Genomic DNA, 12888 nt, shown 5'->3' with positions numbered 1-12888 from the left:
TTGTGGTAATCGTATGATCCTTAGAAGCTTAAACGAAAACTTCCAAATACGCCGAAGCGACGGCTGAATTGTTTGGGAAGGGGAGTAGGAAGTACGCGCCAGACAAGATCCAGTCGCAATACCTTTAATATGTTGTCAACACCTGTACCAATTTCCATATATGTTTTGCCATCCAATGATTGAAAGGGATGATCAGGTACGAAATTGATGGCCTTATTAGCGGTAGATAAAGACCCCCACAGCATCTTTATATTCCAGAACTGTCTGAACTTAAGTTTGGGTATAAAGCGGAAGAGTCCATTTCCGACATTGTGCTCGAAATTTATCCCGGCGTACTTGTCATGGATGAACTCGTACCGGTTCATGAGATTGAAGGAATACTTATTATAATAGTAGAGTTCGTTTCCGGGGGCAATATCAAGCAACACATAAGGAAGGGAGCCAAAGGTCTTTCCAGCATAGAGGTTGAATTCAAGACTGCCAAAGGGCGGTATCTTGATAAAATCAGAGATGCTACCCGACAGTTTGGTATAATCATAAGCACTCTTACCGATCCCGGAAATACCTCTGGTCAGCACCACCTCCGGAATCGGGTAGGGGCTGCCAATACTCAGGCGGTTGAAATTGGTTTCCAGAAAACGTTCCAGGTAAGCAAAGCGGAGTTTCAGACTGGCCTCGAAGCTGGTGAGCGGGCTGCCACCATTGGTAACGGGAAACAGATCCTTGGTTGGTATATTTTGCAAGGGATTGTATCCACGATGTGTGGTCTGAAGGTTGACTGAGAAACCCGATTTGGTCTGGTGATAAAAACTCAGCAGTTTTTCATTGATCCGGATGAACTTGATCGGGATATTATTTTTTCGGATCGCCAGGGCGAAGATATTGTCCGCAGTCACCTCCCCAAAATACTGCTGGCCAAAATCAAGGTCATCCGATAAGGAGGCTCGTAGGGATGTGCGCGGATGTTTGTTGAACAGGTAAAAGGCCTCGGTCTTCCATTTGAACCGTTTATCCGTAAAACCATAGGCCAGATACCCATGTAGCCAGAGTTTTTTATTAAAGCCTGTATTGGTTCCCAGATCAAATCGTAAGCGGTAACCCTCCCAGGCATTTGCGGTCATGACATTGAACCAGGGCCCGAATTCAAGGTTTCCTTTATTGACATATCCAACAGTAAGAAAATAAATGGTATTGGTAAATTTCTTGAAAGCAGGAGCCTTCATCAGGGTATCCATCATTTTGATGATGGAAGCTTCATTTCTGGAAAGGGGTTCATGTCGAACACCGGCCCAATAACTTCTTTCCTTATCCCCGGCACCGGGTAGCAGGTGAACCTCCTCAAAGATCTTATTCTTCTTTAATTCATTGACCACCGAACTATCATTGACCACCACATTTCGGTAGGTGGTGGTTTTTCGGCCAATCAAACCCAGGTTCTTTCCCCCGATCGGAGTGATGTCCACTACAAATTTATCCTTGGATAAAAACCAGGTGGTAGAGTCATCCAGCAATTGATATTCCTGGATCAGGCTCAGGTTCTCTACAAAATTTACATTCGCTTCCTTGCCCAGTCGCAGGTTCATTTTTTGAATGGCAAAGGTTCCGGCATGTACCCAGGCATCTCCTTCAAAAGTGTTTTCCCCTCGTCGCCGGGGGACGAAGATCAGGTGAAAATAACGTTGCTGGTTCACTACCTGGGTGTCAATGACCCGGTATTGGTAGTATCCATCCCCGTTATCACTTACCGGGCTTACAAATTGTTTATTGAAAACGGGAATGTAGTTGTTATAGATGTTTACATTTTGATCCATTCCTCCCAGAAACTGTTTCATGCTCTCGTTCTTCACCCCGTTCGTATTGACCGCTTCAATGATCTCGCGGCGTTTTAGCGGTTTTTTCTGGTAATAGTATTGCGATAAGGCCTCGGTCAGATAGGAGGGCAGGTAGGGCAACCCTTCTGAACTATCCACGCTGCTCCGGATCAGGTCACTAATGGGTTTAAGTGGTTTGAATTTGGAAAACCGGTCGAAATTGATATTCTTCATGTCGACCTCAAGCTTATTGTACAGTTCGTAGGAGAAATTATCAAACCGGTAGCGGTCGTTACGGTCTTTATTTTGCACGATCCGACGCCAGAGGTATAGCCCCGGATTGACCTTGGCCTTAACCTGTACATTACTACTGAAGGTTCCCCGTTCCAGTAAAATATCCAGGTGGATGCTATCAAGAGAATGGTTGACGACATATTGATAGGTCTGATAACCCACACTGGTCACCTCCAGCGTATCGGCAGGCCAGTTGCTCAAACGCAGGCTGAAATACCCGGCAGAATCGGTCAGCTTACCTATCGTGGTGTTGACAAAATAAACAGAGATAAAGGGGAGGGGTTCCTCGCTGTGTTTGTCGCGTATGGTCCCGGTTATGATTTTGGTCTGGGCAAACAGGAAGTCGTTGGAAATCAAGGCCAGTGAAAGCAGTAAGTTTATTTTCAGGAGTCGGAACATGCAAGGGTAAAATTATTGATTATTAGTCATTAATTTCTATGGATTTAGTTAAACCCACCATCAGTAATCATTAATTAATAATCCCGATTTTCTTGGTTATTTACCAATTTACTATTTACTTTGCATTACAAAGTGCTTTTATATGCAAGAAAAAGACCCTTCCCTGGAGGCGATACAGGACATACGACGGATGATGGACCGCTCTTCCCGATTTATCTCATTGAGCGGGTTAAGTGGGATATCGGCAGGGGTTTTTGCCCTGGCCGGGGCTTTTTTGGGAGGCCGGACATTGAATCAGTATTATGAGCAGAAATTTGCGGTATATGGATATCAGGGAGCTGAGTTTCAGGCGCTGAAAGGGCAATTGCTTTTGATCGCCATCAGTGTGTTGGTAGCTGCGCTTTTATCTTCTTACTATTTTACCTGGCGCAAGGCCAAGGCAGACCGCCAGACCTTGTGGAATCCTACCAGTCGACGGCTGATCATTAACATGATGATTCCGTTATTTGCGGGTGGGGTATTTGTGCTTACGATGTTGCAGTATGATGAATGGCGTTTTGTTGCACCGGCCTGTCTCATATTTTATGGAATCGCACTTGTGAACGGGAGTAAGTACACGCTTGGCGAGGTAAGGTACCTGGGATTGTTGCAGATATTGCTGGGATTGATCTGTGCTCAGCCCTATTTTGTTGGCTATGGCCTTTATTTTTGGGCCCTGGGATTTGGCTGGTTGCATATCCTGTACGGTGTATTTATGTGGATCCGGTATGAAAGAAAGGGAGCCTAATTATGAAGAATCCGATCAATGGACTAAATAAGGTATTTGATAACCGGGTAAGGCTGGGTGTTATGAGCGTGTTGGTTGTCAATCAGGAGATAAGCTTCAATGACCTTAAAGCGATGCTGGAAGTAACCGATGGGAATCTGGCAACCCACCTGGTGCACCTTGAGGAGAATGGGTTTGTGAAAGTGCACAAGGGATTCATTGGGCGAAAGACCAATACCACCTATTCCATTACCAAAGCGGGTGAAAAGGCTTTTACTGACCATATCGCCGCCCTGGAGGGAATGATTCGCGGGTTGAAGTAGTTTTTTTTTGGCTGTTTACTTTGAAATACAAAGTGCTTTTTTAATATTAATAATAAAATGGAAAATCAAATCAACACGGTGAGCGGGCTCTTTGATAAGGGAAAGCTCTTTTTGAAATCGGTATTTATTTTTATCATGGCCCTTGGGCTGTTCATTCCTACCCAGTTTACCCGTGAACTGGTACGTGAACGGAAGGAACGCCAAATGGAGGCGATCAATGATATCAGTGGAAAATGGGGGAGTTCGCAGGTATTGACCGGGCCCATCCTGAAGGTACCTTATCAGGAGAATACCCGCGATGAGCGTGGGGTACCCCTGATAGTAAAAAGGACGGCCTATTTTATGCCCGACAAGCTGGACATCAAAGCAGAGATCGATCCGGAGGTTAGGAAGCGGGGAATTTATGAGGTAGTGGTTTACCGAAGCAAGATAAGGGCAACGGGAAATTTCAAGGAGATACGGTGGAAAGAACTGGGTGTACCTGCCGAAAATATCCTGTGGGCAGATGCACAGGTAGTATTTCATGTATCGGATGTATTGCGCGGGGTGAATGAAGATTTGTTCCTGAACTGGGCCGGTAAAAAGATACCCTTTGGCCCTCAGGCGCAGTTGGGTGAACTTAAAGATGCCTTGTCAGCACCTGTCACCTTAACGGCCGATTCATTGAATGAACCGCTGGAGTTTGATATGCAGTTTAACCTGAATGGTTCAGGCTCCTTGTTGGTTTCTGCCGGAGGTCGCGAGAACAGCATTGACATGCGATCTGGTTGGACAAGTCCAAAATTCACCGGCGTAAAATTGCCCGATGAACGTAAAGTGTCAGACAGTGGTTTTACAGCCAATTGGAAACACATGAACCGTACGGTTCCCCTGGTGTGGAAAGACAAGACCTATGACCTTTCCCCTTCGGCCCTGGGGACCGAGTTGATTGTTTCCGTGGACGGTTACGATAAAACAGAACGTTCGATCAAATATGCGCTGCTCTGTATCGTACTCACCTTTGCCGCCTTTTTCCTGATTGAAAGCATTTATAAGAAGCCATTACACCTTGTCCAATATGCCCTGGCCGGTCTGGCCCTGGTTCTCTTCTACACCTTGTTGTTAAGTCTTTCGGAATACCTGGGCTTCAATCTGGCCTATGGTATTGCGGCCTTTTCAACGATCGGTTTGGTGACCTGGTTTGTAGGGGGGGTCATGAAGTCGGGACGGCTGGGCCTTTTTATTGCCATGGTACTGGCGGTGGTGTACAGTTATATTTTCACCATCATTCAGATGCAGGATTTTGCCTTGCTGATGGGTAGTGTGGGATTGTTCCTGGCATTGGCCGTGATCATGTATTTCTCGAGGAAGATACAGTGGTAGGATGTTAGATGACAGATGACGGATGACAGATGACAGATGATGGAGGGCGGATGACAGATGACGGAGAGCGGCTGTGCGAGACCTCTGGTCTCGCACTTATCTCTTGTCGCTTCTGGCGACTCGAGTATCAACCTGATCATTTATCAAATAGTTTATTTTCTGTCGCCGGAGGCGACGAGAGAACCGTGCGAGACCAGAGGTCTCGCACAGCTACCCTCCGTCATCTGTCCTCCGTCATCTAAAACTCAACAAATGAGCACGCAAAAAACATTTTCTATTTCAAAACGGGCGCAAAGTATTCGCTATGCGTGGCAAGGGATTGTACAATTCTTTTCCCGGGAGCACAATACCTGGGTCCACCTGATGGCGACTATCGGTTGTGGTGTACTGGCCTGGTTAACTCATGTTAACCGGGTGGAAGCGGTACTGTTGCTGGGGATGATCACACTAGTTTGGATGGCGGAGTTATTTAATACAGCCATTGAAAAAGTAATGGATCTTGTTTCACCGGAACGGAAACCCGAAGTGAGGTTTATCAAGGATGTTTCAGCGGCAGCCGTGCTTGTTACTGCCGTTGCCGCCCTTATCACCGGTCTCCTGATCTTTTTACCAAAAATCGTTTAACCATGATAAAAGTATTGCAGCAAAACAAGTTTTTGCGGTTGGTATTCTTCAACCGACAGGAAATGGAGCAATGGCTAATCTTATCCGCCTTATTTAGTATCGGGCTCTTGTTCTTCCGGGCACTGGTGACCCGTGATCTTTTTTTCTTTTTCCTTCCCTGGAACCTGTTTCTGGCCTTTATTCCCTATGCCATCAGCCAATGGCTCGGATCAAGGATTGATATCATTGAAAAGAAAGTACCTTTTTTTGCCACTCTGTTTTTATGGCTTCTGTTCGTTCCCAATTCATTTTATATCATTACTGACCTTTTCCATCTTGGAAAAGGGGGAGATGTGCCTCGCTGGTATGATCTGGCACTCATCTTTTCCTTTGCCTGGAACGGGTTGGTGCTTGGCGCATTATCCGTCAGACGGATGGAAAGAATCCTGTGTGCCCGATATCCATTCCTGAACGGACTTTGGTTTGTTATCCCGATCATGGGATTGAATGCACTGGGTATCTATATTGGAAGGTATCTCCGGTTTAATAGTTGGGACGTACTGACCGATCCATTATCGCTGGCTTCGGATATCATTCAATTGATGATACACCCATTGCGACAAAACAGAGATTGGGGAATGATCCTTTCCTTTACCATTTTACTGGTACTGATCTATGAAGGAATGAAAAAAGCGGCGAAAGCAGCAGTGGTGGAGAAATAACGAATGAGAAATAGATAATAATAAATAAGGAAGGGCAAACCCTTCCTTATTTATTATTATCTATTTCTTATTTCTTATTCCTAAAAATCAAGCCCCATGGCAAAATGCACATATGGCTTGCCGCGGAAGAGTCCGTTCATTTCCCAGGCGGCGTCGAAGCGCAGGAAATATCCGAGCAGTACACTACGTACCCCAAAACCATATCCACCAACAAAGGGTCCGATACCACCTGTTTTGATCCTTACCACTACATCAGGACTGGAAGGATCGGTGTAAAGGGTAAAGGGACGCTGTATCTTATCAAACTGGCCATTCCAGGCGGTACCCAGGTCAACAAATTGTACCAATTGGAAATTGCGCAGGAAGGCATTATTGATCGGTTTACTGAAAAGGGTAGTGAATACAGGTAAACGGAATTCACTGTTCATGACCACGGCATTGTTTCCGTTGGCCACATTCTGTGGGAACCCGCGCATATTCACGGCCAGAGTCTGGAAAGCATAGTTACCATCGGGATCAGGGGTATTGGCATCATTGAACTTGGGGAATAACCAGTTATCAACTCCACCCAGATAGTAGATCATTTTTTGTGTACCCCAGGAAACATCCAGAGCGCCACGGAAGGCCCAGATAAAGTTCCGGTAAATGGGTACATAGTAACGAAAATCACCTCCGATATTAAAGAAGAAAGGTTTGTTCCCATTCCCTTTATCATTGGCCTGGGCATTGGCATCGATATATGCTTTGTAGCGCATGCCCTTCCAGATATTTTGTGCCGGATTGATCGCATCATCATGTACATATTCCAGATGGGCGAGTATATAGGTCCGTCTTTGGTCTTCAAGAAGCAGGGTAATGGGAGGATTGTTGAAATCATCGGCCAATACCACATATTTATCACTGCGGAAGGCCGCATTCAATCGCAGGCTTCTGACCCGGTCAAAGGGATAGGATACCGAAGCCTGGTAAAGATTGGTAAAGATCTTTCCGGTGGCAGCAAAACCTGAGGTGTTATCGGCCAGGATCGCCCGTTCGGTTGAACGGAAATAGGTTAATCCGTAGTCAAAGCGCTTTTTCAGGTATTGGGTCGAAAGAATATACTGTGCATCGCGGAGATCGGTTCCGATCTGGAATCCACCGGCAAATTTCCAGTCCTCCATCAGGTCAGAGATACCCACCCGCAGCATTCCATTCAACGCATTGCCATTGCTCAATTGAATCGGTCCTGATCCACCTGCATAGGGTTGATATCGGGTTACGAGCACGTTATTGTTAAATCCGCTTACAAGATAGTCGTTGAAGAATTTCGGTGGACGGTATTCAAATACTTTGGCTTTGCTTAATACTGATTCCTTTCCTGGCAAGGTAACGGCCTCAATGATATTGCCTTGGCGAGAGGTAGAATCCGTTTCCTCATTCATGAATTCATTCTGGAAAAAATCATTTGTTTTCGCCGCGGTATCGGTCCTTTCGGCATCATCGGCATTCAACCGGCCAGCCTGTGCCCGTTCATTATCAAATTGCCTGCGCCTGAATTCCGTGGGTTTGGCAGTTACATTCCGGCGACGGAGGGCATTCTCATCCACGCGCAAACGATAGAGGAATTTATATTCTCCTTGCTGGATCACTTCACTCACCTGACTGTTGTCTCCGGCTGTTCGGGTTTCCAACAGGTTGTTTTGATAGTTTGAAATGGGGAATACATAAGAGGAGTCATTGGTCACGGACACAAATCCCACCGAATCAATATCGGTCTTGCCCCATTCTTTTAAGATCGAATCCACTTCTTTGGGATCGGGGTTGCGTAATACTTCATCGCCTATATAAACCAGTGAATCCAATCCGGCCCTTTCCGTGGAGAAGAAACCGGCATAGCGGTTACTGATCCCGTTTTCATCACTCACAAACGTGAAGTGATAGGTGTTGTATTGCGAGGGATAACGGGCATGTCCGTGTTTCAGACTGGTAAGCTGAGAGATCTGTTTGAACTCCGATTTATTCCAGTTGTCTACCAGAAATACATTGTAGGGCCCGCCCACAAGGCTGTCATCGGAGGAGGCAGCCATGGCTGATGGCCGGTTGCTGGAATAAAGGATACCGGTCTTGTTGGGAAAAGAAACAAATGACGCATCAAGGTCATCATACACATCATTGGTGATCTGTTCCACCCGCTCTTTGTCGATCTTGTAGGTGAAGATATCCGTCTGTCCACTTTTTACCGCACTCAGCAAAAGCGTATTGGCATCCAGCATGTATTTCATGTCTTGTACCTGATCGAAATCTTTCAATTCGCGGTTTTTGACCACTTTGAACCGATTGACCACATCATAAACAAACAATTTCAATTTACCTTCTTCACTATAGATACAAGCCAGTCGTGTTCCTTTACCATCCCAGGCCAGGATCGGGTAATTGGGGTTGATCTCTTTTTCGCGGCTACGGGTACCCAGCTTTAGCAAGACACGCCGATTGCCATAATTTTCATAGAAGGAAACATAGTATCGTCCCAGATGAAATTCTACCACTGCATAGGAGAAACTCCGGGGGGCCGGGTTGGCATTGAAACGGATATAGTCTTTTTTGCGGATCTCTTCTGTAACGGCGAGCTGGCCTTTCGGTACCGGGCGACGGCCACGGATATCTTTGAAATAGGTTTCACCTTCTTCCCGCATAAAGTCTTTCAGGAGATCTTTGAATTTCTTGGTCCCCGTCACTTTGAAACTGGCTGTATTCAGGCTCCGGTAAATGCGGGCGAGATAGAGCATGTAAGTGGTCTTGGGCTTGCCAAATTTATCACCGATATAACGCCAGAAGGCATGACCGGCCAATAATGGTTTGTCAAAGGCCAGTTGATAAAAATTCTTGTAGCGTCCGGAAAGTATGGCGGATTTCAATTCTCCATCCAGTTCGGTGCTCCATTCTTCGGCTACATATTGCACATATCCGTCGGTAAGCCATTCGGGTAAATCGAGCAGGGCCTGATTGGCAGCAAATTCACCCAGGTCATCTCCGAAAAGTTCATTTTGCAGGATCACTTTTGCGATACCCTGACGGATCTGGCGTTTGAGGTTGTTGTGGTTGCCATCAAAATACACCAGCATCTTATTATTCACCAGTTTGGTGATACCACCGGGGTATTGCCAGTCTATTCCCAATCCGATATTGGATTGCTGCATCTCGTCAAAATTGTTGTACACCACAATATTGACCCGGCGCTGAAGGCCGTATTCCATAAATTCTTCCAGTTTGGGGAGTTCCTCCTCGGCAATCTGGGCTACATATTTTCCCAGTTGTAATCCATCCTGGCTGAAGTAGGTGTTGAAATTATCGGTTTGGTAATATTTCCACTTGAACTTCTGGTATTGCACCCTGTTCTTTCCAAACTCGACCGTGCTTACCTGAGCATTAACTTGAACCGCACCCATTGTCAGGAACAACCCGGCTAAAAAGGTTTGGCGAAGGATAATTTGTTTCATAGAAAACGTTACTGTTTCTTTTGGATTAGAGCTGAATCCCTGTGTTCTGTAATTTTGCCTTCGGAAAGGCGAACTTAGAATAACTAAAATACGAAAAAACGACCATGTGGCATGTTAAAGCTTTTACTTTCAATCCCGTCCAGGAAAACAGCTATGTCCTTTATAACGAACAGCATAAGTGTGTCATAATAGACCCCGGGTGTTATTTTCCCGAGGAAAGACAGGAATTGAAGGATTTCATTCACCAAACGGGTTTGGAGCCCGTCTGGTTGCTCAATACCCACTGCCATCTGGACCATGTTTTTGGGAACAAATTTGTTGCCGAAACCTGGGGGCTCAAGCTACATATCCACCCCGATGAGGAAAAAGTGCTTGCCTTTGCTCCCTCCAGCGGGGAAATGTGGCAATTGCCTGTAGATAATTATACCGGAGACCTGGTTTTTCTCCAGGAGGGGGACATGATTGAGGTCGGGGAGGACCGGCTTTCGGTCTTGTTTACCCCGGGTCATTCGCCGGGCAGTATCTCCTTTTATGCCGAAAAAGAGGGGTTTGTGATCGGCGGTGATGTGCTTTTTAATGGGAGTGTGGGCCGGACCGACCTGCCGGGAGGAAGTTTTACCACCCTGTTTCAAAGTATCCAGACAAAACTATTCGTCCTGCCGGATGATACAAAGGTTTATTCAGGACATGGGCCTTTGACCACGATCGGTTTTGAGAAAATGAATAATCCGTATGTGAAGTTGTTTTAGGCGTCTCACGTCTCACGAAAAAACACCTTCCGCACTTCCTTTCGTTCCACTTTCGAGATAAACCAGCCAAAAGCCAGCAGAAGAACGGTCCCGGAAGCGATGCTAAACCAGAGCGGGTTCCATACTTGCAATATTCCGCGATGGATCAAATAGATCAAAGTCACCAGAACGAGATAGGCCAGTAATTTCTTTTTGGCATAGGGTACCGGATAATATTTCTGTCCCATCTGGTAGCTCAGGATCATCATGAACAAATAACAGCAAAAGGTGGCCAGGGCTGCTCCCAGATAATGAAGCCAGGGGATAAGCAAAAGGTTAAGCCCTACAGTAATGATGGCCCCACCCAGGGTGATCCAGGCGCCATACAGATTGCGGTTGGTGAGTTTATACCAGATACTGAGATTATAATAAATACCCAGGAAGATATTTCCCATGGCCAGTATGGGAACAATATAGATTCCCTCGCCCCATTCGTCCGATTTCAGGGTGATGATTTCCTGTAAAACATCCCGGTACAGCCCGATACCAAGGAACATAAAACAGCAGGCAATAACGAAGAACTTCATTACCCGGGCATATTTCTTCTGTACATTGTCTTCCTTTGAGCTATTGAAGAAAAAGGGTTCGGCAGCCATGCGAAAAGCCTGGATCATGATGGTAACGAGTACAGCCAACCGGTAAAGGTTGGCAAAGATCCCCAGTTCTTTGTCTGCCTCGGCGGTGGACAGGTCCACCACATGGCGATAGACCAGCCGGCTGAGCATATCATTGATCATACCCCCCATGCCGACAATGATAAGCGGGTAACTGTATTCCATCACTCTTTTCCAGAGAGCGGTATTGAACCGGAATTGAATATCCCGGAATTCCTTTGCCAGTAATAAAAAAACAAAGACACTGCCACAGAGATTGCCCAGCAGGTAATACCGGATCGGGTCTTTGTCATTATAGATAACAGAGAGAAAACCATCCGGGTTCTCCTGTACCATCCGGGGGATGATACCCAGGAAAAGGATGACCACCAGGATATTGACGAGAATACCCGCTACCCGGACAAAAGCATATTTGCGGGGACGGTTCTCCAGCCTTAACCGGGCAAAGGCGAGGGTGGCCAGAGTGTCAAAGAACAGGATCCAGCACATCCAGGTCACATATTCAGGGTGTCTCTCCAGGCCGGCAGCCGCGGTGATCGCCGGTCTGAAGAGAAAAAGCAGGGCAGTAAATAATAAGGTGGAGCCAATCAGAGAAATACTCAGTGTACTGTATAATTTTCCCCGGTCCTCCTCCTGGGCAAAACGGAAATAGGCTGTCTCCAGACCGTAGGTAAAAAGGACGTTCAGAAAAGGGATGATGGCATAAACCTGGGCCAGATCGGCGGTGGTAGCGGCACGGGCAAAAAGAAAGGGTAGGGACAGGTTCATCAGATAACCCAGGAATCGGCTCACGATCGTGGGCAATCCATACCATAGTGTTTGTCCGGCCAGTTTCTTTATGCTGCTCAACGGCTAAGTTTGGACAAATTTAGATTTTAAAGTGGGAAAACGATTTACCTTCGCTATAGAAAACCACAAAGGGTCTTTGTTTTAAAGTTTCTCGCAGCGTACGCAACGTATTTTACGCTTGCAACGTCAGTAGAAAAATCGAAAATTGTAAAGCCGCAGCGGCCGTTTATGGCTTGGCGAGCGCAGCGAGGAACCCTTAATACACAGTTTCAAATATAAAACCAGACAACAAACTTTTACAAATGAGAAAATTGACCTTACTCCTTCTTGGGTTGGGAATTGCGACGATCACATTTTCCCAGCAAGCGTATGAATCCAAGGTAGAATACCTGAAAAAGCAACAGGAGACCTTTGCCATTGATTTCCCTTACCCCCCCTCCGTTGTAGAAGCAGCTTTGGTGGAGAAATTGGAGAAAATGGGATATAAGACCAAAGAATCCAAAGGTTTTCGGGTGTACAAAGGCGCTATCATCAGCAGTATCAGTGGAGAGAGTATGGATTATGTTTTCCGGGTGGAACGCAAAAGCCGCCGGGAGAAAGATGAGACTGTGGTATTTATGATGATCAATAAGGCCGATGCCAACATGATGTCGCTGTTGGACAGTGATGTCAAGACCCAGGCTAAACTCTTTCTTAATGATATGGCGCCCTATATGGAAGCGTACAATTTGGAAGTAGAGATCAAAGCGCAGGAAGAAGAGGTAGAGAAGGCCGAAAAGAAACTTCGCAAACTCGAGTCTGACGGAGATGACCTTCAAAAGAAATTGAAGAAGCTCGAGAACGATATTGAAGAGAATAAGAAAGATCAGGAAAGCCAGGCCAAGGATATTGAGAACCAGAAGCAGGTGCTTGAGGCAATGCGCGGAAAGCGCAAGAACTGA

The 12888-nt window shown here is 46.2% G+C and carries 10 protein-coding genes; 7 read left to right on the top strand and 3 right to left on the bottom strand.

Features of this window, described 5'->3' with window-relative positions:
* Nucleotides 1-20: 20 nt before the first annotated feature.
* Nucleotides 21-2504: a carboxypeptidase-like regulatory domain-containing protein gene (locus J0M30_15705; GenBank protein MBN8668942.1), complete on the bottom strand. Its 2484-nt coding sequence runs from the start codon at nucleotides 2502-2504 to the stop codon at nucleotides 21-23.
* Between the two features lie 142 nt (nucleotides 2505-2646).
* Between J0M30_15705 and J0M30_15700 the strand changes: the two genes are divergently transcribed.
* The 5 genes from J0M30_15700 (at nucleotide 2647) to J0M30_15680 (ending at nucleotide 6280) form a co-directional block, all read left to right on the top strand.
* Nucleotides 2647-3291 (top strand): hypothetical protein, encoded by a 645-nt coding sequence (locus J0M30_15700; protein ID MBN8668941.1) that lies wholly within the window; start codon nucleotides 2647-2649, stop codon nucleotides 3289-3291.
* 2 nt (nucleotides 3292-3293) lie between these two features.
* Nucleotides 3294-3593 (top strand): transcriptional regulator, encoded by a 300-nt coding sequence (locus J0M30_15695; GenBank protein ID MBN8668940.1) that lies wholly within the window; start codon nucleotides 3294-3296, stop codon nucleotides 3591-3593.
* A gap of 57 nt (nucleotides 3594-3650) precedes the next feature.
* A complete protein-coding gene (gene creD / locus J0M30_15690; protein ID MBN8668939.1) occupies nucleotides 3651-4955 on the top strand; it encodes a cell envelope integrity protein CreD in 1305 nt (434 codons plus the stop codon).
* A 252-nt stretch (nucleotides 4956-5207) separates the two neighbouring features.
* Nucleotides 5208-5579 (top strand): diacylglycerol kinase family protein, encoded by a 372-nt coding sequence (locus J0M30_15685; GenBank protein MBN8668938.1) that lies wholly within the window; start codon nucleotides 5208-5210, stop codon nucleotides 5577-5579.
* A gap of 2 nt (nucleotides 5580-5581) precedes the next feature.
* Complete coding sequence (locus J0M30_15680) at nucleotides 5582-6280, top strand: DUF1361 domain-containing protein (GenBank protein MBN8668937.1); 699 nt, start codon at nucleotides 5582-5584, stop codon at nucleotides 6278-6280.
* A gap of 80 nt (nucleotides 6281-6360) precedes the next feature.
* On the opposite strand, the gene J0M30_15675 is transcribed toward J0M30_15680, so the two are convergent.
* Nucleotides 6361-9705: a hypothetical protein gene (locus J0M30_15675; GenBank protein ID MBN8668936.1), complete on the bottom strand. Its 3345-nt coding sequence runs from the start codon at nucleotides 9703-9705 to the stop codon at nucleotides 6361-6363.
* Between the two features lie 155 nt (nucleotides 9706-9860).
* Here J0M30_15675 and J0M30_15670 point away from each other — a divergent pair, with 155 nt between their 5' ends.
* Nucleotides 9861-10505 (top strand): MBL fold metallo-hydrolase, encoded by a 645-nt coding sequence (locus J0M30_15670; protein MBN8668935.1) that lies wholly within the window; start codon nucleotides 9861-9863, stop codon nucleotides 10503-10505.
* Nucleotides 10506-10510: 5 nt separating this feature from the next.
* On the opposite strand, the gene J0M30_15665 is transcribed toward J0M30_15670, so the two are convergent.
* Nucleotides 10511-12007: a polysaccharide biosynthesis C-terminal domain-containing protein gene (locus J0M30_15665; protein ID MBN8668934.1), complete on the bottom strand. Its 1497-nt coding sequence runs from the start codon at nucleotides 12005-12007 to the stop codon at nucleotides 10511-10513.
* A 242-nt stretch (nucleotides 12008-12249) separates the two neighbouring features.
* Here J0M30_15665 and J0M30_15660 point away from each other — a divergent pair, with 242 nt between their 5' ends.
* The gene (locus J0M30_15660; GenBank protein MBN8668933.1) at nucleotides 12250-12888 is read left to right on the top strand and encodes a hypothetical protein; all 639 of its coding nucleotides are present in this window, start codon (nucleotides 12250-12252) and stop codon (nucleotides 12886-12888) included.

The organism is Chitinophagales bacterium (genome assembly GCA_017303415.1).
In the GTDB taxonomy this organism is placed as follows: domain Bacteria; phylum Bacteroidota; class Bacteroidia; order Chitinophagales; family Chitinophagaceae; genus SpSt-398.
Note: the sequence above shows the minus strand (reverse complement) of the source record. Positions and strands in the feature narration are given on the sequence as shown.